The 24,968-nt window shown below is 66.7% G+C and carries 25 protein-coding genes; 19 read left to right on the plus strand and 6 right to left on the minus strand.

All coding sequences use genetic code 11. From position 1 onward, the window contains the following. Nucleotides 1-296: 296 nt before the first annotated feature. From paaK to BLS85_RS12185, 6 genes are all read left to right on the plus strand, one after another. Nucleotides 297-1,610 carry a phenylacetate--CoA ligase PaaK gene (gene paaK / locus BLS85_RS12160; RefSeq protein WP_092786676.1) on the plus strand — a complete coding sequence of 438 codons (1,314 nt, stop codon included), beginning with the start codon at nt 297-299 and terminating at the stop codon, nt 1,608-1,610. Nucleotides 1,611-1,638: 28 nt separating this feature from the next. Continuing rightward, on the plus strand, nt 1,639-2,319 hold the full coding sequence (modB, locus tag BLS85_RS12165) for a molybdate ABC transporter permease subunit (RefSeq protein ID WP_218128401.1): 681 nt from the start codon (nt 1,639-1,641) through the stop codon (nt 2,317-2,319). Beyond that, nucleotides 2,316-3,413 (plus strand): molybdenum ABC transporter ATP-binding protein, encoded by a 1,098-nt coding sequence (gene modC / locus BLS85_RS12170; RefSeq protein WP_092786678.1) that lies wholly within the window; start codon nt 2,316-2,318, stop codon nt 3,411-3,413. Before modB ends, modC begins: the two co-directional genes overlap by 4 nt. A 103-nt stretch (nt 3,414-3,516) precedes the next feature. Further along, nucleotides 3,517-4,086, plus strand: coding sequence for a D-alanyl-D-alanine dipeptidase (ddpX, locus tag BLS85_RS12175; RefSeq protein ID WP_092786680.1), 570 nt, complete (start codon nt 3,517-3,519; stop codon nt 4,084-4,086). Beyond that, nucleotides 4,083-4,775, plus strand: a complete 693-nt coding sequence (tsaB, locus tag BLS85_RS12180; protein WP_092786682.1) for a tRNA (adenosine(37)-N6)-threonylcarbamoyltransferase complex dimerization subunit type 1 TsaB — start codon at nt 4,083-4,085, stop codon at nt 4,773-4,775. Before ddpX ends, tsaB begins: the two co-directional genes overlap by 4 nt. Beyond that, a complete protein-coding gene (locus tag BLS85_RS12185) occupies nt 4,772-5,290 on the plus strand; it encodes a GNAT family N-acetyltransferase (RefSeq protein WP_092786684.1) in 519 nt (172 codons plus the stop codon). Before tsaB ends, BLS85_RS12185 begins: the two co-directional genes overlap by 4 nt. A gap of 64 nt (nt 5,291-5,354) precedes the next feature. Here the strand turns inward: BLS85_RS12185 and BLS85_RS12190 are convergent, their stop codons facing one another. Then, a complete protein-coding gene (locus BLS85_RS12190) occupies nt 5,355-5,597 on the minus strand; it encodes a sulfurtransferase TusA family protein (protein ID WP_092786686.1) in 243 nt (80 codons plus the stop codon). A 218-nt stretch (nt 5,598-5,815) separates the two neighbouring features. On the opposite strand from BLS85_RS12190, the gene BLS85_RS12195 reads away from it, so the two are divergent. From BLS85_RS12195 to BLS85_RS12215, 5 genes are all read left to right on the plus strand, one after another. Next, nucleotides 5,816-6,235 (plus strand): Ros/MucR family transcriptional regulator, encoded by a 420-nt coding sequence (locus BLS85_RS12195; protein ID WP_092786688.1) that lies wholly within the window; start codon nt 5,816-5,818, stop codon nt 6,233-6,235. A gap of 250 nt (nt 6,236-6,485) precedes the next feature. Next, on the plus strand, nt 6,486-6,917 hold the full coding sequence (locus BLS85_RS12200; RefSeq protein WP_092786690.1) for a Fur family transcriptional regulator: 432 nt from the start codon (nt 6,486-6,488) through the stop codon (nt 6,915-6,917). Nucleotides 6,918-7,108: 191 nt separating this feature from the next. Next, nucleotides 7,109-7,915, plus strand: a complete 807-nt coding sequence (locus BLS85_RS12205) for a GNAT family N-acetyltransferase (protein ID WP_092786692.1) — start codon at nt 7,109-7,111, stop codon at nt 7,913-7,915. Between the two features lie 63 nt (nt 7,916-7,978). After that, nucleotides 7,979-8,857, plus strand: coding sequence for a lysophospholipid acyltransferase family protein (locus BLS85_RS12210; protein WP_092786938.1), 879 nt, complete (start codon nt 7,979-7,981; stop codon nt 8,855-8,857). After that, nucleotides 8,832-10,124: a hydroxyacid-oxoacid transhydrogenase gene (locus BLS85_RS12215; RefSeq protein WP_092786694.1), complete on the plus strand. Its 1,293-nt coding sequence runs from the start codon at nt 8,832-8,834 to the stop codon at nt 10,122-10,124. The genes BLS85_RS12210 and BLS85_RS12215 overlap by 26 nt, the downstream gene beginning before the upstream one ends. A 107-nt stretch (nt 10,125-10,231) precedes the next feature. On the opposite strand, the gene BLS85_RS12220 is transcribed toward BLS85_RS12215, so the two are convergent. From BLS85_RS12220 to BLS85_RS12230, 3 genes are all read right to left on the minus strand, one after another. After that, a complete protein-coding gene (locus BLS85_RS12220) occupies nt 10,232-10,702 on the minus strand; it encodes a hypothetical protein (protein WP_092786696.1) in 471 nt (156 codons plus the stop codon). A gap of 257 nt (nt 10,703-10,959) precedes the next feature. Further along, complete coding sequence (gene cobU / locus BLS85_RS12225) at nt 10,960-11,502, minus strand: bifunctional adenosylcobinamide kinase/adenosylcobinamide-phosphate guanylyltransferase (RefSeq protein ID WP_092786698.1); 543 nt, start codon at nt 11,500-11,502, stop codon at nt 10,960-10,962. A 382-nt stretch (nt 11,503-11,884) separates the two neighbouring features. Continuing rightward, nucleotides 11,885-12,631 (minus strand): PhoH family protein, encoded by a 747-nt coding sequence (locus tag BLS85_RS12230; RefSeq protein WP_092786700.1) that lies wholly within the window; start codon nt 12,629-12,631, stop codon nt 11,885-11,887. A 580-nt stretch (nt 12,632-13,211) separates the two neighbouring features. Here BLS85_RS12230 and BLS85_RS12235 point away from each other — a divergent pair. From BLS85_RS12235 to BLS85_RS12245, 3 genes are all read left to right on the plus strand, one after another. Continuing rightward, nucleotides 13,212-14,744: an acyl-CoA carboxylase subunit beta gene (locus tag BLS85_RS12235; RefSeq protein ID WP_092786702.1), complete on the plus strand. Its 1,533-nt coding sequence runs from the start codon at nt 13,212-13,214 to the stop codon at nt 14,742-14,744. 71 nt (nt 14,745-14,815) lie between these two features. Further along, nucleotides 14,816-16,801, plus strand: a complete 1,986-nt coding sequence (locus BLS85_RS12240) for an acetyl-CoA carboxylase biotin carboxylase subunit (RefSeq protein ID WP_092786704.1) — start codon at nt 14,816-14,818, stop codon at nt 16,799-16,801. Between the two features lie 32 nt (nt 16,802-16,833). Then, a complete protein-coding gene (locus BLS85_RS12245) occupies nt 16,834-17,319 on the plus strand; it encodes a GNAT family N-acetyltransferase (protein ID WP_092786706.1) in 486 nt (161 codons plus the stop codon). An 82-nt stretch (nt 17,320-17,401) separates the two neighbouring features. Here BLS85_RS12245 and BLS85_RS12250 read toward each other — a convergent pair whose 3' ends face one another. Then, complete coding sequence (locus tag BLS85_RS12250; RefSeq protein ID WP_176793680.1) at nt 17,402-18,274, minus strand: nickel-dependent hydrogenase large subunit; 873 nt, start codon at nt 18,272-18,274, stop codon at nt 17,402-17,404. Between the two features lie 91 nt (nt 18,275-18,365). Here BLS85_RS12250 and BLS85_RS12255 point away from each other — a divergent pair, with 91 nt between their 5' ends. Next, on the plus strand, nt 18,366-18,887 hold the full coding sequence (locus tag BLS85_RS12255; RefSeq protein ID WP_092786710.1) for a TIGR00645 family protein: 522 nt from the start codon (nt 18,366-18,368) through the stop codon (nt 18,885-18,887). 115 nt (nt 18,888-19,002) lie between these two features. Here the strand turns inward: BLS85_RS12255 and BLS85_RS12260 are convergent, their stop codons facing one another. Continuing rightward, nucleotides 19,003-19,476: a helix-turn-helix domain-containing protein gene (locus tag BLS85_RS12260; RefSeq protein WP_245699212.1), complete on the minus strand. Its 474-nt coding sequence runs from the start codon at nt 19,474-19,476 to the stop codon at nt 19,003-19,005. A gap of 793 nt (nt 19,477-20,269) precedes the next feature. Between BLS85_RS12260 and BLS85_RS12265 the strand changes: the two genes are divergently transcribed. From BLS85_RS12265 to BLS85_RS12280, 4 genes are all read left to right on the plus strand, one after another. Continuing rightward, a complete protein-coding gene (locus BLS85_RS12265; protein WP_092786712.1) occupies nt 20,270-21,352 on the plus strand; it encodes a P1 family peptidase in 1,083 nt (360 codons plus the stop codon). A 74-nt stretch (nt 21,353-21,426) separates the two neighbouring features. Then, nucleotides 21,427-22,947, plus strand: coding sequence for an ABC transporter substrate-binding protein (locus BLS85_RS12270; protein WP_245699214.1), 1,521 nt, complete (start codon nt 21,427-21,429; stop codon nt 22,945-22,947). A 190-nt stretch (nt 22,948-23,137) separates the two neighbouring features. Then, the gene (locus BLS85_RS12275) at nt 23,138-24,103 is read left to right on the plus strand and encodes an ABC transporter permease (protein WP_092786714.1); all 966 of its coding nucleotides are present in this window, start codon (nt 23,138-23,140) and stop codon (nt 24,101-24,103) included. Continuing rightward, the gene (locus BLS85_RS12280) at nt 24,096-24,968 is read left to right on the plus strand and encodes an ABC transporter permease (protein ID WP_245699215.1); all 873 of its coding nucleotides are present in this window, start codon (nt 24,096-24,098) and stop codon (nt 24,966-24,968) included. Before BLS85_RS12275 ends, BLS85_RS12280 begins: the two co-directional genes overlap by 8 nt.

Raw genomic sequence — 24,968 nt, forward strand, 5'->3', positions numbered from 1 at the left:
GGAGGATCAGTCGCGACTGCGACGGGGGCACGGCGCCCAGAACATGGCCCTCGTGCGCCGCTTCGCCTTCAATATCATCCGCGCCGGACGCGGCAAGCGATCCATCAAGACTACCCGCAAGGTCGCAGGCTGGGACCCCGCCGTCATTGCCCAGCTCATTGCAGACCCGGTTCATTAACCTGGACTCGTTGCCGTGCCCTTGTAAACCTCCCCCTTGACCCCGGCGCCGCGAGCAGCCAATCAAGCACACTTTACGAATCCCGGGCGCCACCCGGGGCCCCCGGGGGAGGAGACACATGGACCTGACGAAGCGACCGCTGGAACACGAACTGGACCCGATCGAGACCGCCACGCGCGACCAGATCGCCGCCGTGCAGACCCGCCGCATGGCCTGGAGCCTGCGCCACGCCTACGAGAACGTGCCGCACTACAGGGCCAAATGCGACGCGGCCGGCGTGTCCCCGGACGACTTCAAGGACCTCTCCGACCTCGCCCGGTTCCCGTTCACCACCAAGCAGGACCTGCGGGAAACCTATCCGTTCGGCAGCTTCGCCGTGCCCATGAGTGAGGTGGTGCGCATCCATGCCTCGTCGGGCACCACGGGCAAGCCCACGGTGGTCGGCTACACCCAGGCCGACATCAAGATGTGGGCCAGCGTCATGGCGCGGTCGATCCGGGCCGCCGGCGGCCGCCACAAGGACCGGGTGCTGGTGTCGTACGGCTACGGCCTGTTCACGGGCGGCCTGGGCGCGCACTACGGCGCCGAGACGCTGGGCGCCACCGTCATCCCCATGTCGGGCGGTCAGACCGAGCGGCAGGTCCAGCTCATCAAGGACTTCGAGCCCGACCTCATCATGGTCACGCCGTCCTACATGCTGGTGATCGCCGACCAGATGGAACGCCAGGGCATGGACCCGCGCGATTGCTCGCTGCGGGCCGGCCTGTTCGGGGCCGAGCCGTGGACCAACCGCATGCGCGACGAACTGGAAACCCGCCTGGGCATCGACGCCGTCGACATCTACGGCCTGTCGGAGGTGATCGGTCCCGGGGTCGCCCAGGAATGCATCGAGAGCAAGGATGGTCCGCACATCTGGGAAGACCATTTCTACCCGGAGATCATCGACCCGGAGACCGGTGCGGTGCTGCCGGACGGCGAGTTGGGGGAACTGGTGTTCACCAGCCTGACCAAGGAGGCCATGCCGATCATCCGCTACCGCACCCGCGACCTGACCCGGCTGTTCCCGGGCACGGCGCGGTCGATGCGGCGCATGGAAAAGGTGACCGGGCGTTCCGACGACATGCTCATCATCCGCGGGGTCAATGTCTTCCCGTCGCAGATCGAGGAAATGATCCTCAAGGATCATCGTCTGGCGCCGCACTACCAGCTTGAGGTGCGCCGCGAACGCCACCTCGACGACCTCACCATCAAGATCGAGGTCCGCCCCGACCTGCACGACGAAAGCGCCAAGACCGCCGCCGCCAAGGAGTTGCAACACCACATCAAGTCCTACATCGGTGTCAGCACGACGGTGACGGTGGTCGAGGGCGGCGGCATCGAACGCTCGATGGGCAAGGCCAAGCGCGTCGTGGACCTGCGCCCGAAGGAGTAGCGAGCGGCCGGCACCGGAGGCACCGACCATGGACGCCATGACTCAGGCCATCCAGTTGACCGTCACCCTGGCCCTGGTGACCACCGGGATCCTGATGCTGGTCGGCACGCCCATCGCCTGGTGGCTGGCGCGCTCGAAGGCGTGGTGGAAGGAAATTCTCGGGGCCGTGGTGACCCTGCCCCTGGTGCTGCCGCCGACGGTGCTCGGCTTTTACCTGCTGATCGCCTTCGGCCCAAACAGCCCGCTGGGGCAGGCCGCCACGGCGGTGTTCGGTCAGGCCCTGCCGTTTTCCTTTGAAGGGCTGGTGGTGGCCTCCGTCATCTATTCGCTGCCGTTCGCCGTTCAGCCCCTCCGCAATGCCTTCGAGGCCATCGGCGACCGCCCTCTGGAGGTCGCGGCCACCTTGCGCGCCTCGCCCTTGGATCGCTTCGTCACCGTCGCCATACCGCTGGCGCGCGGTGGGTTCCTGACCGGCGCGGTTCTGAGCTTCGCCCACACGGTCGGCGAGTTCGGCGTCGTGCTGATGATCGGCGGCAGCATTCCCGGCGAGACCAAGGTGCTGTCCATCGCCATCTACGACTATGTCGAGACGCTGCAATGGGGCAAGGCGCACATCCTGGCCGGCGGCATGGTGGTGTTCTCGTTCCTGGTGATCCTGACCGTGGGTCTGGCCGGCAAGCGCCTGGACTGGAGGCGCGGGCCGGGATGAGCATCATCACTGCCCTGTTCCGGGGCCGCCTGGGCGGTTTCTCGCTGGACGCGCGCTTTGATGTTCCGGCGCGCGGCGTGACGGCGCTGTTCGGCCCCTCCGGCTGCGGCAAGACGACGGTGCTGCGCTGCGTGGCCGGCTTGACGCGCCTTTCGGACGCGGCGCTGCGGGTGGACGGCGACGTCTGGCAGGACGGCCGGCGGCGCTTCGTCCCGCCGCACCGGCGCCCGGTCGGGTATGTGTTCCAGGAAGCCAGCCTGTTTCCCCACCTGTCGGTGACCGACAACCTGCGTTATGGCCAGAAGCGGGTGCGCGGCGAGACGGACCGGGTGGCGTTCGACGACGTGGTCGCGTTGCTAGGCCTCGCCCGTCTGCTCGACCGGCCGACGGCGGTGCTGTCCGGCGGCGAGCGTCAACGGGTGGCCATCGGCCGGGCGCTGCTGTCGCAGCCGCGCCTACTGTTGATGGACGAGCCGTTGTCAGCGCTGGACCGCGCCAGCAAGGAGGACATCCTTCCCTATCTGGAGCGGCTGCACGATACCCTCGAAATCCCCGTTCTGTACGTCAGCCACGACATCGCCGAGGTGGAGCGGCTGGCCGATACCCTGGTGCTGATGGAGGCCGGACGGGTGCGCGCGGTCGGGCCGCTGGCCGATTTGCTGGCCGACCCGACGCTGCCGCTGGCCCGCCTGCCGGAAGCCGCCGAGGTGATGGAGGCCGAGGTCGTAGCGGTGGACGCCGCCTACGGGCTGTCCACCGTGGCGGTGCCGGGCGGGCGGCTGGTGGTGCCGGGCGTGGCTGGAGACCCTGGAACCCGGCGCCGGTTGCGCATCCTGGCCGCCGACGTCAGCCTGCGCCGCACGGCGACGGCCGAGGGCGAGTCCAGTATTCTGAACGTCCTGCCCGCGCGCATCACCGGCGCCGAACCAGCCGGCAATCACCTGATGACTGTGTTCCTCGCCCTGGGCGACGATGGGACCGGCGCGCCCCTGCTGGCGCGCATCACCCGCAAGTCCTGGGACCTGCTGGGTTTGGCGCCGAGCCAGCCGGTTTATGCCATGATCAAGGGCGTCGCGCTGCTGGACCGGGGGTAGATCATGTGTCCCGCCGCCTGGGACGAGCCCCCTGCTTTTCCAAAGCCCGCATGCCCGTCATGCTGGGTGAGACCCTGTGAACGAGAGGCCCGGTCCCGACATCATGCTGATTGAAATCACCCCCGAGGGATACGACCTCGACCTCGACCTGCGCTATGCCACGGTGGACAACATCGCCGGCCGGCCCATCTATGGGCGGGCGGCGTGCTTCCTGCACATGGACGCCGCCGCGCTGCTGGGGCGGGCGGTGGCGTTGGCCCGTCCGCTGGGCCTGCGGCTGTGCGTATTCGACGGCTTTCGTCCGGCGGAGGCGCAATGGAAACTGTGGGATGCCTACCCCGATCCGGAGTTCCTCGCCGATCCGCGCCGGGGCTCGCCCCATTCCATGGGCGCGGCCGTGGATCTGACCCTGGTGGACGCGGTCACGGGCACACCGCTGGACATGGGCACGGGCTTCGACGACATGCGCCCCGAATCGCATCACGGCAGTCTGGATGTGTCGGCGGAGGCGCAGCGCAACCGCCTTCTTCTGCTCGGCCTGATGACCGCTGCCGACTGGGATTTCTATCGGAACGAGTGGTGGCACTATCAGCTTTTCAAACCGCGCGGCCGCTATCCGGTCCTGAGCGACACCGCCGCCGGCACTCGCCTGATGCCGGAGCGACCTGCATGAGGAGTTCCATCACGGGACCGCTGCTGGCCCTGGACACATCCGGCCGGGCCTGCGGCGTGTGTGTGTGGCACGATGGCGCCGTTCTGGCCCGCGCCGACCGCGCCATGGAGCACGGGCACGCCGAGGCCCTGGCGCCGATGGCCGGACAGGTGCTGGCCGACGCCGGACTGTCGGTTCAGGACCTCGCGGCCATCGCGGTCACCGTGGGGCCGGGCAGCTTCACCGGCCTCCGGGTCGGGCTGGCGTTTTCGCGTGGGCTGGCACTGGCCGCCGGATGCCCGGTGCTCGGCTTCGCCTCCACGGCCGTGCTGGCGGTCATGGCGGCACCGACCGAGCCCCGGGACGCGCCCATTGCCGTGATTGTGGATGCCCGCCGCGCCGAGGTGTTCCTGCATCTGTTCGACTCCGGTGCCCTTTCGATGGGTGATCCCGTCTCGCTGCCGCCGGATCGGGCGCTGGCCATGGTGCCGAACGGCCCGGTGCGCCTGTTCGGGGACGGGGTGGGCCTGCTGCCGATGCCGTTGCCGCCCGGCGCCCTGATCGCTCCGGACGCCGCCCGTCCGCCCGATCCGGCCGCGCTGGCGGAGTTCGCGGCCACTCACCCGGGTCAGGCCGGGCCGCCAAGACCGCTCTACGTCCGCGCGCCGGACGCCACCCTTCCGCCGCCCAACACGCGGGCGCGACCGTGAGCGAGACCATCGGACTCGTCGTGGTGACGCCTGCGCACGCCCCGGTCCTGGCCGCGTTGCACCGGGTCTGCTTCGCGGATCAGCCCTGGCACCGGCCGTGGCGCGACTCCGAAATGGCCGAGGTTCTCGCCCTACCCGGCCTGCGCGGCTGGCTGGCCACCGTCGAGACGCCGGGACCGGACACCGATCCGGCCGGCATGCTGCTGGTCCAGATCGGCGGCGACAGCGCCGACATCCTGACCATCGCCACGCGCCCGGGCCCGTTGCGGCGGCGCGGCATCGGCCGGGCCCTGCTGGCCCGGGCGGAAGCCGACCTCTCCGGCGGCGGCGTGGCGCGGATGATCCTGGAGGTGGCGGAAGAGAACAGCGCAGCCATTGCCTTTTATTCCGCGCATGGATACACCGTCGCGGGGCGCCGCCCCGGCTACTATGCGGCGACCGGCGGACCATCACGCGATGCCCTGGTGATGGCCCGGCCGCTTCTGCCGAGCGCGGGCGATTCGCCACCTGAGTAACGGCGCTTTTCATGGTGCACCGACGCACAATGCCCGCCGATGAAGCCATAACTGAGGGATTCCGCTAGACCAATTTCTTCAAGACCAGCCGATGAACACCATCCGGCCCTTCTCCCACCTCCGGATCCACCGAAAGGACTGCGTGACCGTGTTCGATCAATGATCGGGGAACATTCTTGAGCGGTTCCCGTCCCTTAAGACGAACCAAGGCTGTCTCGCCCACCCCCATCCGCTCCACAAGAAGCTTCGTCTTGACGAAGGTAAAGGGGCAGACATCCGCCGTGATATCGATTTCATTCTGGCTCATGGTCGTCCTGGTTTTCGTTGCCCACGTGAAATCGGCGTTTTGGTACCTCACGGCACTTGCCGGATTTATCTAATTCCACTATAATAGCTCCAATGGGATATGGGAGATTCGCCGTTCGCCGCCAAGACTCCGCAGTGCACCTGTTGTCCTGGTATGGCGTGAACGCCGTTGCTGCCCAACACCAAATCAAGCCACGGTACAGTACGAAAGGTCGATTGATGTCGTCGCCAGCCAACGAACCTGAACTTCTCCGCCTGACCGCCCAGATCGTGTCCGCGCATGTCGGGAACAACTCCGTGGCGGTTGCCGACCTTACCACGCTGATTCAAGATGTTCACCGCAGTCTGGCTACGGTGGGCCAGACGGAACAGCCGCAGGAACGGCCGCAGCCGGCGGTGCCGATCAAGAAGTCCGTGACGCCCGACTACATTGTCTGCCTTGAGGACGGCAAGAAGCTGAAGATGCTCAAGCGCCACCTCAAGACCGCCTACGGCATGACGCCGGAGGAATACCGCGAGCGCTGGGGCCTTGCGCCGGACTATCCGATGGTCGCCCCCAACTACGCCGAACACCGCAGTTCCCTGGCCAAGAAAATCGGCCTTGGCACCCGGGCCCGCCGCCAGTCCAACGAGGGCTGAGCCCACTGATCGCCCCACGCGCCGCGTGATGCCGGCCGAATCGACCCGGTTCGGCATTTTGGGGGAGCCGGCTGGCTCCCTTCACGCATCCTTGGCGCGGGCCGCCCGAAAGCGCTTCGCCCGAGTCCCCCCGGCTCCGAAGGCCTCTTCCCTCCCGAACGGAGGGCGGCGCGGGCATGCCTTTTCTTTTTCGCGATCCGCCCCTAATATGGGGCGCGTGTCGGTAACAAGGACCAAGCGGCGCCTGTCCATGACATCCCGTATAGAGCAACGCTGCGTCGACAAGGGCATGAAAATGACCGGCCAGCGACGCGTAATTGCCCAAGTCCTGTCCGAGGCAACCGACCATCCGGATGTCGAGGAAGTGTATCGCCGCGCCACGGCCATTGATCCGCGCATCAGCATTGCCACGGTGTATCGTACGGTTCGCCTGTTCGAGGAGAATGAAATCCTGGAACGGCACGATTTCCGCGACGGCCGCGCCCGCTATGAGGAACTCTCGGAACGTCATCACGACCACCTGATCGATCTTGAAACCGGTCGGGTGATCGAATTCCAAAATTCCGAGATCGAGAAACTGCAGGAACGCATCGCCCGCGACCTGGGCTATGAGTTGCGAGGTCACCGCCTGGAATTGTACGGTCGGGCCTTCAAGGACGACACCGGCAATGGCGCATCCTAGCCGGGCTCACCGCAGACGGGCCCCTCTCGCCGACACGGACTTGCAACAAGGGATCATGGTCCGGCATCATCCGGGTCCTGGTACCGTCGGATTCACCCGGCGGGATCGAGGCGGACGGTCAGGCGCGACAGCGTCCGCCGGTTCGTCGCAACATGGGGCAACCGGAACCGTGAATCCGGACAAGGAGTGAGATGGGCTCTCTCGGGGACTTGCGCGCGGGCGACCTGGATGTTGTTCTGGCCGACACGGAGGACGAGATCCGTGCCGCCCAGGCTCTGCGTTTTCGCATTTTCTACAACGAAAAGGGCGCTCGGCCCAGCCTTGAAAACCTTGAGTGTCAGCGGGACTTCGACGACTTCGACAACATCGCCGATCACCTTCTGGTCATCGACCATTCCCTGGGCACCGGTGGGGAACGCGTTGTCGGCACCTACAGGCTGATGCGGCGCGAGCACGCCCAACGGGCCGGCAGCTTCTACACCGCCTCCGAATACGATATCTCGCCCATCCTGTCGCAACCCTATGAGGTGATGGAGTTGGGCCGCTCGTGCGTCGACGCACGGTACCGCAACCGCCATACCATGCAACAGTTGTGGCGTGGCATCGCCGCCTATTCTCACCGACACGATGTTGGCCTGATGTTCGGCTGCGCCAGCCTGCACGGCACCGATGTCGCCGCGCTGGCCCCCGAATTGAGCTATCTGCACCACCATCATCTGGCGCCGGAGGACATCCGACCGGTGGCGCTGCCGGAATTCTATCAGGCCATGAACCTGACCGATCCGACGGTGCTGGATCAACGCAGGGTTCTGGCCGGCCTGCCGCCCCTCATCAAGGGCTATCTCCGCCTTGGCGGGTACGTCGGCGACGGCGCCTACGTCGATCAGCAGTTCAACACCACCGACGTTTGTGTGATTGTGAAAACCGATCTCGTGGCGGAGAAGTACCAGCGGCATTATGACCGCACCGCTCGATCCGTGCCGACCACCGCGCTGTGAGCCGCGCCGGTCCGCCAGCCCCGTGACCACGCCCATGGGATCCTGATACCGCCGATGTCGGGGATGACCTCTTCCCTCCGCGCGCTGTTGCGCCTCACGCTGTTCCTGGTGTGGACCGTGGCCGTGGTGCCGCCCTATGCCCTGATGCTGGGGCTGCGCCTGCACGGGCCCTGTCGAAGCATGGCCGTGTTCTACTGGCGGGTGTCCACCCGCCTCATCGGACTGCGCGTGCAGGTGCGGCGCGGTGTCTTCACGCGGGCACGGCCCCTGCTCATCCTGTCGAATCATACCTCCTATCTGGACATTGTCGTTTTAGGCGCCCTGGTGGATACCTGCTTCGTGGCCAAGTCGGAGGTCGGCACTTGGCCCGGGTTCGGCCTGCTGGCGCGCCTGGGGCGCACGGTGTTTGTGCAGCGCAAGCGCGCCAGCACCGGCAAGGGACGCGACGAAATCGCCCACAGACTGGCGGCCGGAGAGCCCCTGGTTCTGTTCCCGGAAGGCACCAGCAACGACGGCAATCGGGTGTTGCCGTTCAAAAGCGCGCTGCTGGCCGTGGCCGAGCCCGGACACGGACGCCGGCGCGGATCGCAGGAGAGCGCCGACGCGACGGCGGCCCTGACGGTCCAGCCGGTCTCGCTGGCCTACACCCGCCTTGACGGGATACCGATCGGGCGCGTCTGGCGGCCATACTATGCGTGGTACGGTGACATGGACCTCGCCCCGCATCTGTGGACGGTGCTCGGCCTGGGCACGGTCACGGCGGAAGTGATCATTCACGACCCAATTGAGGCGGGTGCGTTCGCGTCGCGCAAGGCCCTGACGCGCCACTGCCAATCAAGCGTATCGTCCGGCGTTTCAGAGTTGCTGTCGGGGCGGGAGGGCAGCAGCGGCACTCCATCGCGGGAGGAAACCGATCATGACAAAGACACCGGACAGCCCTGAGCACATTTTCACCGTCGAGGCGGTCCCGCTGAAGTACGGCCGTGGCGCCTTGCGGGAACTGGGCCACGACATCAAGGCCCTGAATGCGCGGCGGGTCGCGCTTTTCACCGACCGGCATCTGGCGACGAGCGAGCCCGTGGCCATCGCCCGCGCGGCCATCGCCCGCGAGGGGCTGGACGTCGTGGTCTATGACGCGGTGCGGGTCGAGCCGACGGACGCCGCGTTCCGCGAGGCCGCCGCCTTCGCCGCCGACGGCGGTTTCGATGGCTTCGTGTCCATCGGCGGCGGCTCGGTCATGGACACCTGCAAAGCCGCGAACCTGTACGCCACCCATCCGGACGACTTCCTGGCCTATGTCAACGCGCCGATGGGCCACGGAAAGCCGGTGCCGGGGCCACTAAAGCCGCATCTGGCCTGCCCCACCACCTGCGGCACCGGCAGCGAGATGACGGCCACGGCCATCTTCGATTTCGTGTCGGAGAATGTGAAGACCGGCATCGCCCACCGGCACCTGAAGCCGACGCGGGCCGTGGTCGATCCCACGACGACCTACACGCTGCCGGTCGGCGTGGTGTGCTCGACGGGCCTGGACGTGCTGACCCACGCCATCGAAAGCTGGACCGCGCGCGACTTCCGGACCCGGGACTATCCGGCCAACCCGGCCCTGCGTCCGCCCTACCAGGGCTCGAATCCGTGGTCCGACATCGGGTCCCTGAAGGCGATCGAGTTGGGCGGGCGTTATCTGGAACGCGCCTATGCCGACCCCAAGGACCACGAGGCGCGTGACCATCTCATGTTCGCCTCCACCCTGGCCGGCATGGCCTTCGGCAACGCCGGCGTGCACATCCCGCACGCCATGAGCTACGCCGTCGCCGGGCAGAATCACCGCTACGTCGCCGCCGGCTACGAGGACGAGGCGCCCATGGTGCCGCATGGCCTGTCGGTCGTGGTGAATGCGCCGGCGGCGTTCCGCTTCACCGCGCCGGCCTGTCCGGAGCGCCACCTGCAGGCCGCCCAAGCCCTGGGCGCGGACACCCGCAACCTGACACAGGAACACGGCGGCGAGGCGCTGGCGGCGCGGCTGGCGGAGATCATGCGCAATACCGGCTGTCCCAACGGGATCGGCGCCCTGGGCTACACCGAGGCGGACATCCCGGCCTTGGTCAAGGGGGCGGTCCAGCAGAAGCGTCTGTTGGTGCAGGCCCCACGCGACCCAGACGAGAGCGATCTGGCCGACATCTTCAGGGATGCGCTGCGGTACTGGTAGTCCGAAATCCGCTTGATCGGTCTGCTCCGGTCGAACGCCGATCCAGGGGTTGAGATGAGGGGCAAGCGCGGCAGACGTTGACGCGTGAGCGCTTCGGTCGGGCGGGATCAGGCCGACCCGAGCAAACGCCCACCCACGCCGTGCAACTGAGCGCGGATGAAGGCAACCTGATCGGCCCGCCGCCGGTGTTTGCTGGTGTGACTGCGCTGCGCCCGATCCAGCAGACGCCCGCCAACCCGGGCGATGTGAGCCGCCGTCTGGGAATCCTTGACATCCCCGTCCTGGATCCGGTCATGCAGTTTCAGCACGTCGAAATAGAGGGAATCGGCGTTGTCCTGCAGTTCATCCCGGCCCATCGTCGGAAAGGTCTGCTGAAGAACATTGGCGTGACGGTGAATGAACGCGCGGTAGGCCTCGACCTCCAGCACCAGGAAGCCGATCTCGTCGGCCACGGTGTCGGCCGGACATGCTCGGTGGCGCAAAGTGTCCATGATGTTCTTCAGCCGCCCCACCATGCGATGATGGTGGAGGTCCAGGGTGCTGGAGACGCTTTTCGACCTGGGTCCGGACACATCCACGACGAGGCCCTCCCATGGGTCCTTGGTCAGGACAGCCCCCCTGCCCTGTTACGGCGACAGGAGTGACACCCACTGCATGCTGAGAGAGCGGGACCCGACACCGAGCCGAGGGGTCCACCGAGCCCAACCGACCCTGTCGTTTTCTCAACGACACGCGGAGGCAGGATTCACGATACCCGGCGTCCGCACGGTTGTCGTTGAAGATCGTCAATGGTTTCGTTGCGGGTCAGCCGTCGAGTCGCCCCACCGGCCCCGACCTACGCCCGGCCCTGGTCCTTGAGTGTCAGGGGCAGGCCGGCAGCGATGAACACCACCCGCTCGCAGGCCGCCGCCACACGCTGGTTCAGCCGCCCGGCCTCGTCGCGGAAGCGTCGGCCCAGCGGCGTCTCCGGCACGAGGCCGAGTCCGACCTCGTTGGCCACCAACACCGCTGGAACGCCCCGGGTCTCCAGCGCGGCCAGCAGGCGGCCGATCTGCCCCTCAATGCCGGCCTCGTCCAGCAACAGATTGGTGAGCCACAGTGTCAAACAGTCCACCAGGACCGGCCGGTCGGCATGCGCGGCCAGGGTGTCGGGTAACGTGACCGGTGCCTCGACCAAGTCCCAGGCCGTGCCCCGCCGCATTTGGTGGCGAAGGATGCGGTCGTCCATTTCCGGGTCATCGCCCCAGGGTCTGTAAGTGGCGATGTACACCGGCTTGGTGTCGGTCGCCCGCGCGGCCTCCAGGACCAGAGCCTCGGCGTGGCGGCTCTTGCCGGAGCGGGCACCGCCCAGGATCAGGGTGCGGGGGGAACGGGGCATCACGGTCCTTGCCTCGCGACAACGGAGCGGGGTGTTTTTTTTCTCGGGCCGTCGGGGCGGTGTCAATGAAGGTTTGCATCGGGGAAGGTTTGCATCGGGGCTCGTCCGAAACACCGTCGGTCCTCGTGGGTTCGGCTCTCATTGTCCTCGCACAACCAGATTGAACAGACAGCGCCCACAGGCTCATCAAACACACCGCCCTCGCCCCAGGGCCTGTTGACAATCTGGGGCACAGCCACAGTTGCGACGACAACAGTTCGAAATCAGGAGCGAGGACGAAGGGCAGGCTGAGCATATTCAAGGACGAGCACCGCCATCCCGGACCCCTTTCGTCCAATCCCAAAGGGATGGGCCGGGACCGCGCCCCTGTCGTCGGCAGGCCCTACAGCACCGCCAGCATGCACGACACCAGCGGGTGACGCACCACGTCACGGTCGGTCAACTGGACCACGGCGATATCATCCAGGGCGCTCAGCCGGTTCGCGATGTCGGCCAGCCCGGACACGCCGGGCAGCAGGTCGCTCTGGTCCGGATCACCGGTGATGACCATGCGCGAATGCCAGCCCAACCGGGTCAGCAGCATCTTGATCTGACCGTAGGTACAGTTCTGCGCCTCGTCGATGACCACGAAGCAGTTGTTCAGCGTACGTCCGCGCATGTAAGCGATGGGGGCGATCTCGATGGTGCCGTCGGCGATCAGCGCCTTCAGCCGTTTGCCCCCGGTGCGGTCGGACAGCGCGTCGTAGAGCGGCCGCAGATAGGGCAGCAGTTTTTCCTCCATCGTGCCGGGCAGGTAGCCCAGGTTCTCGCCAGCCTCGATGGCCGGTCGGGACAGCACGATGCGGTCGATGCGGCCTTCCTCAAGCTGGCGCACGGCGGTGGCGATGGCCAGGTAGGTCTTGCCGGTGCCGGCCGGGCCGACGGCCAGGGTCAGCGGATGGTCCTCCATGGCCTCAATCAGGCGGCGCTGGTTCTCGTTCTGCGGCCTGACCGTGCGCTTGTAGCTCTGATCGCGGAGTCCGTCGATGGGATCCCAGCCGGCGCGCAGCGGGTGCAGGGGCACCGGGGCGTTATCGCTCATCTCCTGCGGCGGACGGGCGGCGGCGGACTTAGCGGAGCGTTTGGCCATGACGGTCACGTCCTTTCATGAGGGAGAGGCAGGGGGACACCGGCCGAACCGAACCCGGCCCGGCACAAAAAAGCGCCCCCGAGGGTCTCGGAGGCGCGGGGTCTCACGGAAGTAGGGGCGCATGGTCCGGCACCGGCACCGGAACGGCCGGTCCGCGGCGGAACGGCCGGGAACAGGGAGAGGGGCGAAGAGTGGGACGAGAGCCCCGACGGCGTCAGGTGACCGATGCGCACCGCCGATCCCGTCATCAAGCGATCCTCCTCAACCTGTCCACCCCGAAACGATACGCGCGCGGCGGGTCCGTGTCACCCTTGTTTTGTGTGAATCGATTGTGACGACACCAGATATGGGAAAGCATGATCGCCCAGCAACGTCGCAGCCGATGCTGCGGCGCGGCAACGCTGACTCCACCTCTTGATCAGAGAGGGCTGATGGCGCAACTTCCTATCGGAACGAGGGCGAACTCGATAACGGTCTTGCGTTGACTCATGCTGCGCCGCATGATCTCCATACCGCAGCGCACAGTCGCGGCGGTCCGTTTGGGCCGCGTTGGGTCATCACTCCACTGGGAACAGGGATCATGCAGGACATCATTCGTGAGCTTGATGCCAAGCGAGCCCAGGCGCGCCTGGGCGGCGGCCAGGCGCGCATCGAAGCGCAGCATGGCCGCGGCAAACTGACGGCGCGCGAACGCATCGACCTGCTGCTCGATCCCGGCTCCTTCGAGGAGTGGGACATGTTCGTCGAGCACCGCTGCACCCACTTCGGCATGGAGGAGAACCGGGTTCCCAGCGACGGCGTCGTCACCGGGCACGGGACGATCAACGGCCGGCTGGTGTTCGTGTTCAGTCAGGATTTCACGGTGTTCGGTGGGTCGCTGTCGATGGCCCATGCCGAAAAGATCTGCAAGGTCATGGATCAGGCCATGAAGCTGGGGGCGCCCATCATCGGCCTGAACGACTCCGGCGGCGCGCGGATCCAGGAGGGCGTGGACAGTCTGGCCGGGTATGCCGAGGTGTTCCAGCGCAACGTCAACGCCTCCGGCGTGGTGCCGCAGATCTCCATGATCATGGGACCGTGCGCGGGCGGTGCGGTTTACTCCCCGGCCATCACGGACTTCATCTTCATGGTCGAGGATTCCTCGAACATGTTCGTGACCGGCCCCGAGGTGGTGAAGACCGTCACGCACGAGGTCGTGACGGCCGAGGAACTGGGCGGTGCCCTGACCCACACCGGTACCTCCGGCGTGGCCGACAGGTCGTTCCCCAACGACGTCGAGGCGCTGCTGAGCCTGCGCCGATTCATGAACTTCCTGCCCGCGAACAACCGCGAGGCCCCGCCGGTGCGGCCGACCGCCGACCCGTTCGACCGCGAGGAGTTCTCGCTGGACACACTGATTCCGGACAACCCGAACAAGCCCTACGACATGAAGGAGCTGATCGAGAAGGTCGTGGACGAGCACGATTTCTTCGAGATCGCGCCGCGTTTCGCCGGCAACCTGATCACCGGCTTCGGCCGCATCGAGGGCCGCACCGTGGGCTTCGTGGCCAACCAACCGATGGTGCTGGCGGGCTGCCTGGATATCGACAGCGCGCGCAAGGGCGCCCGGTTCGTGCGCTTCTGCGATGCCTTCAACATCCCCATCGTCACCTTCGTGGACGTGCCGGGCTTCATGCCCGGTGTGGCGCAGGAATACGGCGGCATCATCAAGCATGGCGCCAAGCTGCTGTACGCCTATGCCGAGGCGACGGTGCCGAAGATCACCGTGATTACCCGCAAGGCTTACGGCGGGGCCTATGTGGTGATGGCGTCCAAGCATCTGCGCGGTGACCTGAACTACGCCTGGCCGTCGGCCGAGATCGCGGTCATGGGTCCGAAGGGCGCGGTGGAGATCATCTTCCGCAAGGACCTGGACGATCCGATCAAGATCGCCGAACGGACCGAGGAATACCGCAGCACCTTCGCCAACCCGTTCGTGGCAGGGGCGCGGGGTTACATCGACGACGTCATCATGCCGCACGGCACCCGGCGCCGCCTGTGCAAGGGACTGGCGATGCTGCGCAGCAAGGATCTGAAAAACCCCTGGCGCAAACACGGCAATATTCCGCTCTGACCCCCCGGTCAGATCCTCGTCACGCGGACCATTTCGCCATCGCCAGAGACGTCCAGTTCCAGGGGACCACCATGTTCAAGAAGATCCTGATCGCCAACCGCGGGGAAATCGCCTGCCGTGTCATCAAGACGGCGCGGCGCATGGGCATCCAGACGGTTGCCGTCCACTCCGACGCGGACGCCGACGCGCTGCACACCCAGCTTGCCGACGAACGGGTCCATATCGGCCCTTCGCCGTCGGCCGAGAGCTATCTGGTCATCGACCGCATCGTGCAGGCCTGCAAGGACACCGGCGCCGAGGCCGTGCATCCCGGCTATGGCTTCCTGTCCGAGAACAAGGCGTTCCAGCAGGCCCTGACGGAGGCTGGAATCGCCTTCATCGGCCCCGACGCCCACGCCATTGAGGCGATGGGAGACAAGATCACCTCCAAGAAACTGGCGCAGGAGGCCGGTGTCAGCACCGTCCCCGGCTTCATGGGCATCATCCAGGATCCGGACGAAGCCGTGCGCATCGCCGAGGAGATCGGCTTCCCGGTGATGATCAAGGCCTCCGCCGGCGGTGGTGGCAAGGGCATGCGGATCGCCCATGATGCGGCCAGCGCCCGGGAAGGCTTCGTCTCGGCCGCCAACGAGGCCCGCTCCAGCTTCGGCGACGACCGGGTGTTCATCGAAAAGTTCGTTCAGCAGCCGCGCCACATCGAAATCCAGGTGCTGTCCGACGGCACCAACACCCTGTACATCGGCGAGCGCGAGTGCTCCATCCAGCGGCGTCACCAGAAGGTGATCGAGGAAGCCCCCTCGCCCTTCCTGACCGAGGCCGTGCGCGCCGAGATGGGCGCCCAGGCCGTCGCGCTGGCCCAGTCCGTCGGCTACAAGAGTGCCGGGACGGTCGAGTTCATCGTGGACGCGGACCGCAACTTCTACTTCCTGGAGATGAACACCCGCCTCCAGGTTGAGCACCCGGTCACCGAGATGACCACCGGCCTTGATCTGGTGGAATGGATGATCCGCATTGCCGCCGGAGAGCCGCTGACGCTCACGCAGGACGATGTCCGGTTCAAGGGCTGGGCCATCGAGTGCCGCATCTATGCCGAGGACCCGTTCCGCAACTTCCTGCCCTCCATCGGCCGCCTGACCCGCTTCGCTCCGCCCAGCGACGGCGGCGGGCTGATCCGCGTCGATACCGGCGTGATGGAAGGCGGCGAGATCAGCATGTTCTACGATCCCATGATCGCCAAGCTGATCGCCTACGGCGGGACCCGCGATCTGGCGATCCGTCATATGCGTCGGGCGTTGGATGCCTTCTATATCCGGGGCGTGGCCAGCAACATTCCCTTCCTGGCCTCCGTCATGGGCAAGGACCGCTTCGTCAAGGGGGCGCTGACCACCAACTTCCTCGCCGAGGAATACCCCGACGGCTTCCATCTCGCCGACCTGCCGCCCGAGGATCCCACCATCCTGGTTGCCGTCGCCGCCTGCGTGCATCGCAGACGCGTGGAACGGGACGCCCTGATCAGCGGCCAGATGCCGGGCCATGAGAAAGGCGTGCGCGACGAGTGGGTGGTGCGCCTGGGCGACACCAATCACCCGGTCACCGTTTCCGTGCTGGACGATGGCTTCCGTGTGATCGTGGATGAGGAGCCCGTGGTCGTGCGTACGGACTGGCGGCTGGGCCAGCCCCTGTTCAAGGCCGAGATCAACGGCCATCCGGAATCGGTGCAGATCGACAAGGCCGGGGTGGGCTACCGCCTGTTCCACGCGGGGTCCACGGACCGGGCGGTGGTGATGACCGCCGAGGCCGCCCACTATGCCGCGCTGATGCCCAAGAAGCAGCCGCCGGATCTCTCCAAGTACCTGTTGTCGCCCATGCCCGGCCTGCTGGTGTCGGTCGCCGTGGAGGAAGGCCAGGAGATCAAGAGCGGTGAGACTCTGGCCGTGGTTGAAGCGATGAAGATGGAGAATATCCTGCGCGCCGAACGCGATGGCACCGTCGCCAAGGTCCACGCCGCGCCCGGCGACAGCCTGTCCGTCGATCAGATCATCCTGGAATTTTCCTGAAACGGCACGAGCAACGGCAGCGATCCACCGCCATGATCATCAGGCCCTTCCGCGAAACCGACGGCGACGCCCTCTGGCGCGTGATCGAACCCGCGATCCGCGCGGGCGAGACCTATGCCCTGCCCCGGGACATGACGCGCGCGGCGGCCGTGGACTACTGGTGTGGTCGGTCGCACGAAACCTTCGTGGCCGAGGACGGCGACGGCGGGATCGTCGGCACCTACTACATGCGGCCCAACCAGAAAGGCGGCGGGGCGCACGTCGCCAACTGCGGCTACGTCACGCGGCCCGATGCCGGCGGTCGCGGGATCGCCCGCGCGATGGGCGAGCACTCCCTGAACCACGCGAAGGCGCGCGGGTTCCATGCCATCCAGTTCAACTGCGTGGTCAGCACCAACACGCGCGCCGTGGCGCTATGGCAGCGCCTGGAATTCCAGATCGTCGGGACGCTACCCGGGGCTTTCGAGCATCCACGGCACGGCTTCGTCGATGCCTACATAATGTACCGGCACCTTTGACCACCATCGGTCCCCGGGTTTTGGGTGGGCCGTGACTCTGCCAATGACGACAAACGAACCGTGGTTCGTGGATCCTTGGTCTTCAGGGCAACAGGGCGGCAATCTCCGCGACCACGGTGTCCCGGGCCGTCAGCAGCGCCGGGGACAGGTCCGCGCCGGGCTGGAACGCCGTACCCTCCGCGCCGATGAACCGGATCCAGGGCGGCAGCGTGCCGAGCACGCGGGCCAGTTCCACGGCCTGCGCCAACCCAAGCACGTGGGTCGAACGCGGGCCGATGTCCAGCTTCAGGAAGTGCGTGGCGCAGGAGATGCACGGGTCGTAGGTGCGGATGGCCTGTTCGCAGATGTGCTGGATCTCGTCGTCCGGCTTGTCGATCCAGTCCGGCACCAGCCGGCGCAGATCGTCCTCGATCATCGGTTGGTTCTGCGCGGTTGGCGGCACGATGTTCGCCGCCGTGATGAGGCCGGCGCCGTCGATCCCGTAGCGGTGATAGAGCAGCCCGCGCGGCGCCTCGGTCGCGGCGTGGCCGGTGCCCGCCCTGGGGGTGACCTCCGCCGCCGACCACTCCGGTGGCGCATAACCGTCGATGAGGCGCAGCGCCTCAATCACGGCGTACAGCGTCTCCACCGCGCGTACGGTGATGCTGCGGAACGGATTGACGCAGACGGGACCGAGCCCGGCCGCCGCCGCCGCCGCCTGGACCTCTATCGGCAGAAGATCGACGTTGTTGGCGTGCCGCGCCATCGGCCCGACGTGATAGCTGCGGCCGTCCGCCTTGGTGACGCAATGCAGGGCGTTGGAGCGCGCCACATGTTGTTCCTCGACATGATCCTCGAACGCGGACACGTCGATGTCGAGGCCCTTGCTGGTGACGACGCGGCCCTCGTTCATCGGGTATTCGTCCGAGTGACGCAGGGAGATGTACTGCGGCGCGGCCGAAACCGGAGGCGACACGGCGCGCGGGTTCTGGCCATCGGCGATCAACCGCACCATAATGCTGCGGCAAGGCCGGTACCGAGACGCGCCGGCAACAAGGGGCCATCCGATGGAAAACGCGATTGAGAAGCTTCTGTACTACAGCCGCTGGCTGCTCGTTCCGATGTATGTCGGTCTGGCGGGGCTGCTGATGATCCTCACCATCACCTTTCTGGTCGAGTTGACCCAACTGGTTCCCCTGGCGCTGTCTCTGTCGGAAAAGGACGTCATCCTCGCCACACTGTCGCTGATCGACCTGACTCTGGTCGGAAGCCTGGTGGTCATGGTCATCATCAGCGGCTACGAGAACTTCGTCTCGCGCATCGAAATCGCGGAGAAGGACGACAATCTGGCCTGGGTGGGAAAGCTGGACGCAGGCACCCTGAAACTGAAGGTCGCCTCATCCATCGTCGCGATTTCGTCGGTTCATCTGCTCAAGGCGTTCATGAACGTCGACGAAATCGAAAACGGCAAGCTGTTCTGGTTGGTTGTCATTCACATGACGTTCGTTCTGTCCGCGCTGTTCATGGCGGCCATCGAACGCTACATGATCGGCGGCGGCGACAACTCCAAGAAGGCAGGCGGCGCGTGAAACGGCACGCCCCGTCCATCATCACCATCGCGTCGGATGCCGATCACGGAAACACAGCCGGACCCGGACGGTCCGACCGCCGGGTCCGGTTCGTCTGAGCCATCGGCGCGGCCGATTACTCGGGCGAGCTGCGCACGAGACTCTTCAGCATCTCCAGGACGCGGGAGCGCACCACTTCGGTGGGCAGCCGCCAGTAGGTCTGGATCAACTCCAGGGACTCCGTCCGCTTCATCGGATCGGCGCCGTCTTCCATCTCGATGTCGTCGTCCGTGAAATGAACCTTCACTTCCTCGTCGCGCGCGGCCACGGCGTCCTTCGTGAGATCCTCGAAAAAGTAGCTCACGGGCACGTTGAGGAACCGCGAGACATCGAACAGCCGGCTGGCGCTGATGCGGTTGGTTCCACGTTCGTATTTCTGGACCTGCTGGAAACTCACGCCAAGAGCACGGGCCATTTGGTCCTGGCTCTTGCCAAGCATGGTTCTGCGCAGCCGCATCCGCTGGCCGACATGGATGTCAATCGGATCCGGGCCGTCAATGGAAGCCGCGCGACGGCGACGTCCTTCACGCAGTTCTTCGGAAGCCATCATGATTGGTATGTCCCTTTGTCTTGGGTTCTGGTGGCGCGCCGCACCGCTCCAACCACGGGTCGCTTGCCCACCAACAATTAATGCCGAACGCGGCGGTTTGCCGCAAGGGTTATCTTCGCTGTGATGTCACGAAGAGTGATATCACACCATTTGAGAGTTTCGCCAGCACCGTCTTGAACTGGTGCGCCGAATTCCCGTCCCTGACTCTGGAATGCTGCGTGGGGCAATCTCCTTTCTTTTGCTTTTCCCTTTATTAACAGAACCTTAGGGGTATCCAGCGCCTCTGACTGACGCGTGGCGGGCATTCAGGAGCAAGGCGTTTGGGGCATCCAGACGTCATGTGGCGTGCGTTCTGGGGTCGACGCGCGCGCCACTGTTCCGGGCGAACCGCTCTCGCAATGTCCATTCGGTCGAGCGTCACCTGATAGCCGTAATAGCACATGCCGTGCCAACCTATTGTCGTCCGCTGGCCCGTCCGCATGGCGAGGACCCGGGAATGGCCCGTTCTGCGCGATTGGTGGCCTGTTTCTCCCTCACGCGCTCAGACATCGCAGCGGCGGTGCCATGGACGACCTTCGCAATTGTTGGACCGAAGGTTCACGATTAGGGGCCGACTCCGCATTTGGCGTGTCATTTCGACGATCAATCCGCACCGACGGGCCGAGACGGGTGCCGAAAGGGCTGTGGCGGCCCGGGTCTTGCGGCGCGGCGGGAATGTTCCGAGAATGCCCGCGCGGCACCGCCGCCACCGGCCTACCGAAGCCGTTTTTTTCGGCCCCGGAAGGACTCAGCCATGTCATCTCCCTCCGCCGCGCCTTCTTCCGCCACGATCAGGAACCGCCCTCTGACGCCCGGGCCTGGAAATGCTCTGACGGATGTCCGGGGGTTGCGCGTCGGGCAGGCCCACGATGCCCGTATCCGCACCGGGGTGACCGTGATCCTGCCGGACGCGCCGGCCGTCGCCGCCGTCGATCCGCGTGGCGGTGGACCGGGCACGCGCGAAACCGACCTTCTGGATCCCGTGAACACCGTCGAGCAGGTGCATGCCCTGGTGTTGTCCGGGGGGTCCGCCTTCGGACTGGAGGCGGCATCCGGCGCCACCGCGTGGCTGGCGGAGCGGGGCATCGGCTTTCCGGTCGGCGACGCGCGGGTGCCCATCGTGCCGTCGGCGATTCTGTTTGACCTGCTGAACGGTGGCGACAAGGCATGGGGCGCGGCGCCGCCTTATCCGGCGCTGGCCCGCGCGGCCCTGGACGCGGCGGCGGCCGGCGGGCGGACGGTGGCCCTGGGCAACGCCGGGGCGGGATATGGCGCCACGTCCGGCCATCTGAAGGGTGGGCAGGGCACGGCGTCCCTGATGTTACCGGGAACGACGGCGGATGGAGCGCCTTTCACCGTGGGCGCGCTGGCGGCGGTCAACAGCCTGGGCAGCGCCACCATGGGCGAGACGCCCGCGTTCTGGGCGTGGCCGTGGGCGGTGGGGGAGGAACTGGGGCCCCTCGCCCGCCCCGGCCCGGAGGCACCGGCGCCCGGCCCCACCGACTTCGCGTTCGAGGTCCCGGCCCGGGCCAACACGACACTGGCCGTCGTCGCCACCGACCTTGCCCTGACCAAGGCGCAGGCGGGCCGCGTGGCCATCATGGCCCAGGACGGTCTGGCGCGCGCGTTGCGTCCGGTCCATTCGCCGCTGGACGGCGATACGGTGTTCGCGCTGGCCACCGGGCATGTTCCGCTCGGGGCCGACCCGGTGAGAACGCTGGCCCGCTGCGGCATGGCGGCGGCGGACTGTCTGGCGCGAGCGGTTGCCCGGGGTGTGTTCGAGGCCGACACCCTGGGGACAATAACAGGGTATCGGAACCGGTATGCCTTGCCCTAGGGGCCGGGTCTCCCTAAAGTCCCGGCCCGGTCATCCCGACACCGAACCAAGATCACCATACCATGGGGGGTTCCATGATGCTGCCGTCCCCGCGCCGACGCGCGCGTGCCGTCTTCACCGTATTCGCCGCCTTGGCGATGGTCGCCATCGCGCCGTCGACGACACCCGCGCGAGCCGCGCCGCCCGACAGCCTTGTCATGGGCATGGTGCTGGAGCCGCCCCACCTGGATCCCACCGCCGGAGCCGCCGGCGCCATCGACGAAGTGGTTTATGCCAATGTGTTCGAGGGCCTGACCCGCATCGGCCCGGATGGCTCGGTGTTGCCCGCCCTGGCCGAGTCCTGGGAGGTCAGCGAGGATGGCCTCGTCTATACCTTTCATCTGCAGCGCTCCGTCACCTTTCACGACGGCAGCGCGTTCACGGCGGACGACGCCTCCTTCAGTCTGCAGCGCATCAGCGACGAGGACAGTGTGAACGCCCAGAAGGGCCTGTATGAGGTCATCGAGAACGTGGTGACCCTGGACGGCTACACCCTGATCGTCGAGTTGAAGCGCCCGGACGGCCGCTTCCTGTTCAACCTGGGCTGGGGTGACGCGGTGATGGTGGCGCCGGAGACGGCCGACGACAACAAGACCAACCCGGTCGGCACCGGGCCGTTCCGGTTTGTCCGCTGGGTCCAGGGCGACCGCGTGGAACTGGAGGCCTATCCTGATTATTGGGGAACGAAGCCCGCGCTTCAGCGCGCCACGTTCCGGTTCATCCCCGACCCGGCGGCATCCATGGCGGCATTGATGGCCGGCGATAGCGACGCCTTCGCCAACATGCCGGCGCCCGAATCGCTGGAGGCGTTCAAGGCCGACGACCGCTTCGCCGTGGTCATCGGATCGACGGAAGGCGAGACCATCCTGGCCCTGAACCACCGTCGCCCGCCCCTGGATGATGTGCGCGTCCGTCGCGCCATCAGCCACGCCATTGACCGCCGGGCGATCATCGACGGCGCCATGTTCGGCTACGGCACGCCCATCGGCAGCCACTTCGCGCCGCACCACCCCGCCTATGTTGATCTGACCGGGATGTACCCCCACGATCCGGAGAAGGCGAAGGCGCTGCTGGAAGAGGCCGGCATCGCGCCCGGTGAGTTGTCCTTCACCCTGCACCTGCCGCCGCCGTCCTATGCCCGGCGCGGCGGCGAGATCGTGGCGGCGCAACTGGCCGCCGTGGGCATCAAGACGGAGATCATTCCGGTCGAGTGGGCGCAGTGGCTGGAGCAGGTGTTCCGGGGCCATGACTTCGACATGACCATCGTCTCCCACACCGAACCGCTGGACATCGATATCTACGCCCGCGATGACTACTATTTCGGCTATGACAATCCGGACTTCGACGCCGTGATTGAGGCGTTGGAACAGACCACCGACGCCGAGACCCGCGCCGATCTGTACCGCAAGGCCCAGACCATTCTGGCCGAGGACGCGGTCAACGGCTTCCTGTTCCAATTGGCTAAGCACGGGGTGTGGGATGCCCGCCTGCGCGGCCTGTGGGAAAACAGCCCGATCCAGGCCAACGACCTGACCGGGGCATCCTGGAGCGAATAACCCTGCGGTGCCGTAGGGTGTGGGGTGTAGGGCGGGTGACCGAAGGGCACCCGCCGACGGTCAAGGCAACGGCGGCTGCCCTGCGGCCAGCCGCCCTACGGTTCGACGCTTGACGGTATGGTCGCTTCGCCTCCGGTCGGAACCCGCCCCACGGTTCTGAAGCGAGCAAAATCGGGAGAACAGGGCGGCCATGGCCTGGTTCATCGCCAAACGCGCGGTCGCCCTGGCGCTGACCCTCGTGGCAGCGTCGCTGGTGGTGTTCGGTGTGCTGGAGGTGCTGCCCGGGGATCCGGCGCTTCTGATCCTGGGCGTAAATGCCCGCGAGGACACGCTGGCGGCCCTGCGCGAGAGCATGGGGCTCGATCAGCCCGCGCACTGGCGCTATCTCGCATGGATCGGAGGGTTGCTGACCGGCCAGTTGGCGGACAGCCTGACGTATGACGTACCCGTGACCGAATTGCTGGTCCCGCGCATCGCGGTGAGTCTGCCGCTGGCGTTGATGGCGCTGACGTTGACGGTGGCGCTGGCGCTGCCGCTGGGCGTGCTGGCGGCGGCGCGGCGCGGGCGGGCGGCCGACGGCGCCATCATGGGGGCCAGTCAGTTGGGGATCGCGGTGCCCAACTTCTGGCTCGGCATTCTGCTGATCCTGCTGTTCGCGGTCACGCTGCGGTGGCTGCCGTCCGGCGGCTTTCCCGGATGGGAGGCCGGCGTCGGCCCGGCGCTGGCGGCGCTGATCATGCCGGCGGTGGCCCTGGCGCTGCCTCAGGCGGCGATCCTGGCACGGGTCACGCGCTCGTCGGTGCTGGAGGTGCTGGGCGAAGACTACATGCGCACCGCCCGTGCCAAAGGACTGAGCCAGGGCGAAGCGCTGTGGCACCACGGTCTACGCAATGCCCTGATCCCGGTGGTGACGATCATGGGCCTCCAGTTCTCCTTCCTGCTGGCCGGAACCATCATTATCGAGAACGTGTTCAACCTGCCAGGCATCGGGCGGCTGATCTTCCAGGCCATCGGTCAACGCGACATCGTGGTGGTGCGGGATCTGGTGGTGCTGCTGGCGGCCATGGTCGGCGTGGTCAATGTCCTGGTGGACCTGTCCTATGCCGTCCTTGATCCGCGCCTGCGTCGCGGGCACCTCAGAGGCGCCCATGGTTGAAACACCGACGCCGACGGCTCAGACCATGGGCGGGCGACGGCTGGCGGCGACCGCCTGGGCCGGCGGCGCCGTGGCCGCCCTGGTGCTCCTGACCGCTCTCGTCTCGCTGGTCTGGACCCCGCACGATCCGGCGGCGATGGACGTGGCCAACAAACTGAGCGACCCGACCGGGGCGCATCCCCTGGGCACCGATCACTTCGGCCGTGATGTCCTGTCGCGGTTGATGGTCGGGGCGCGGGTGTCCATCGCGGTTTCGCTAGTGGCGGTGGGCCTGGGCGCGGGCATCGGCGTCCCGCTGGGACTGCTGGCATCGGCTCGGCACGGCTGGATCGACGAGGCGGTCATGCGCTTCAACGATCTGGCCTTCGCCTTCCCGGCGCTGCTGACGGCCGTGCTCATCACCGCCGTGCTGGGGCCGGGCGCGGTCAACGCCATCCTGGCCATCGGCATCTTCAATATTCCGGTGTTCGCCCGCGTGGCGCGCGGCGCGGCGCTGTCGTTATGGACCCGCCCCTTCATCCAGGCGGCGCGACTGGCAGGGCGAGGACGCACGCGCATTTCGGTCGAGCACATCCTGCCCAACATCGCCGGGGCGCTGATCGTTCAGGGCACCATCCAGTTCGCGCTCGCCATTCTCGCCGAGGCCGGCTTGAGCTATCTGGGTCTGGGCAGCCAGCCGCCGGAGGTCAGTTGGGGCCGCATGCTCAACGAAGCCCAGACCTTCCTGTTCCTGGACCCCCGGTTGGCGATCCTGCCGGGGCTGGCCATCGTGGTCACGGTGCTGGGGTTGAACCTGCTGGGCGACGGCCTGCGCGACCGCCTGGATCCGCGCCTGGACACCCGGCGCGCCGACGGCGGGAGGTGA

Source organism: Rhodospira trueperi, from assembly GCF_900101965.1.
In the GTDB taxonomy this organism is placed as follows: Bacteria; Pseudomonadota; Alphaproteobacteria; order Rhodospirillales; family Rhodospirillaceae; genus Rhodospira; species Rhodospira trueperi.

Bases quoted from the DNA above. Each gene is read 5' to 3' on its own strand.
- BLS85_RS12200 (WP_092786690.1), top strand. From the start codon at position 6,486: ATGACATCCCGTATAGAGCAACGCTGCGTCGACAAGGGCATGAAAATG.
- BLS85_RS12275 (WP_092786714.1), top strand. From the start codon at position 23,138: ATGGCCTGGTTCATCGCCAAACGCGCGGTCGCCCTGGCGCTGACCCTC.
- BLS85_RS12280 (WP_245699215.1), top strand. From the start codon at position 24,096: ATGGTTGAAACACCGACGCCGACGGCTCAGACCATGGGCGGGCGACGG.
- modC (WP_092786678.1), top strand. From the start codon at position 2,316: ATGAGCATCATCACTGCCCTGTTCCGGGGCCGCCTGGGCGGTTTCTCG.
- BLS85_RS12195 (WP_092786688.1), top strand. From the start codon at position 5,816: ATGTCGTCGCCAGCCAACGAACCTGAACTTCTCCGCCTGACCGCCCAG.
- BLS85_RS12230 (WP_092786700.1), bottom strand. From the start codon at position 12,631: ATGGCCAAACGCTCCGCTAAGTCCGCCGCCGCCCGTCCGCCGCAGGAG.
- BLS85_RS12265 (WP_092786712.1), top strand. From the start codon at position 20,270: ATGTCATCTCCCTCCGCCGCGCCTTCTTCCGCCACGATCAGGAACCGC.
- BLS85_RS12215 (WP_092786694.1), top strand. From the start codon at position 8,832: ATGACAAAGACACCGGACAGCCCTGAGCACATTTTCACCGTCGAGGCG.
- BLS85_RS12260 (WP_245699212.1), bottom strand. From the start codon at position 19,476: ATGATGGCTTCCGAAGAACTGCGTGAAGGACGTCGCCGTCGCGCGGCT.
- BLS85_RS12270 (WP_245699214.1), top strand. From the start codon at position 21,427: ATGATGCTGCCGTCCCCGCGCCGACGCGCGCGTGCCGTCTTCACCGTA.
- cobU (WP_092786698.1), bottom strand. From the start codon at position 11,502: ATGCCCCGTTCCCCCCGCACCCTGATCCTGGGCGGTGCCCGCTCCGGC.
- BLS85_RS12245 (WP_092786706.1), top strand. From the start codon at position 16,834: ATGATCATCAGGCCCTTCCGCGAAACCGACGGCGACGCCCTCTGGCGC.
- BLS85_RS12210 (WP_092786938.1), top strand. From the start codon at position 7,979: ATGACCTCTTCCCTCCGCGCGCTGTTGCGCCTCACGCTGTTCCTGGTG.
- tsaB (WP_092786682.1), top strand. From the start codon at position 4,083: ATGAGGAGTTCCATCACGGGACCGCTGCTGGCCCTGGACACATCCGGC.
- BLS85_RS12190 (WP_092786686.1), bottom strand. From the start codon at position 5,597: ATGAGCCAGAATGAAATCGATATCACGGCGGATGTCTGCCCCTTTACC.
- BLS85_RS12235 (WP_092786702.1), top strand. From the start codon at position 13,212: ATGCAGGACATCATTCGTGAGCTTGATGCCAAGCGAGCCCAGGCGCGC.
- ddpX (WP_092786680.1), top strand. From the start codon at position 3,517: ATGCTGATTGAAATCACCCCCGAGGGATACGACCTCGACCTCGACCTG.
- BLS85_RS12205 (WP_092786692.1), top strand. From the start codon at position 7,109: ATGGGCTCTCTCGGGGACTTGCGCGCGGGCGACCTGGATGTTGTTCTG.
- paaK (WP_092786676.1), top strand. From the start codon at position 297: ATGGACCTGACGAAGCGACCGCTGGAACACGAACTGGACCCGATCGAG.
- modB (WP_218128401.1), top strand. From the start codon at position 1,639: ATGGACGCCATGACTCAGGCCATCCAGTTGACCGTCACCCTGGCCCTG.
- BLS85_RS12240 (WP_092786704.1), top strand. From the start codon at position 14,816: ATGTTCAAGAAGATCCTGATCGCCAACCGCGGGGAAATCGCCTGCCGT.
- BLS85_RS12255 (WP_092786710.1), top strand. From the start codon at position 18,366: ATGGAAAACGCGATTGAGAAGCTTCTGTACTACAGCCGCTGGCTGCTC.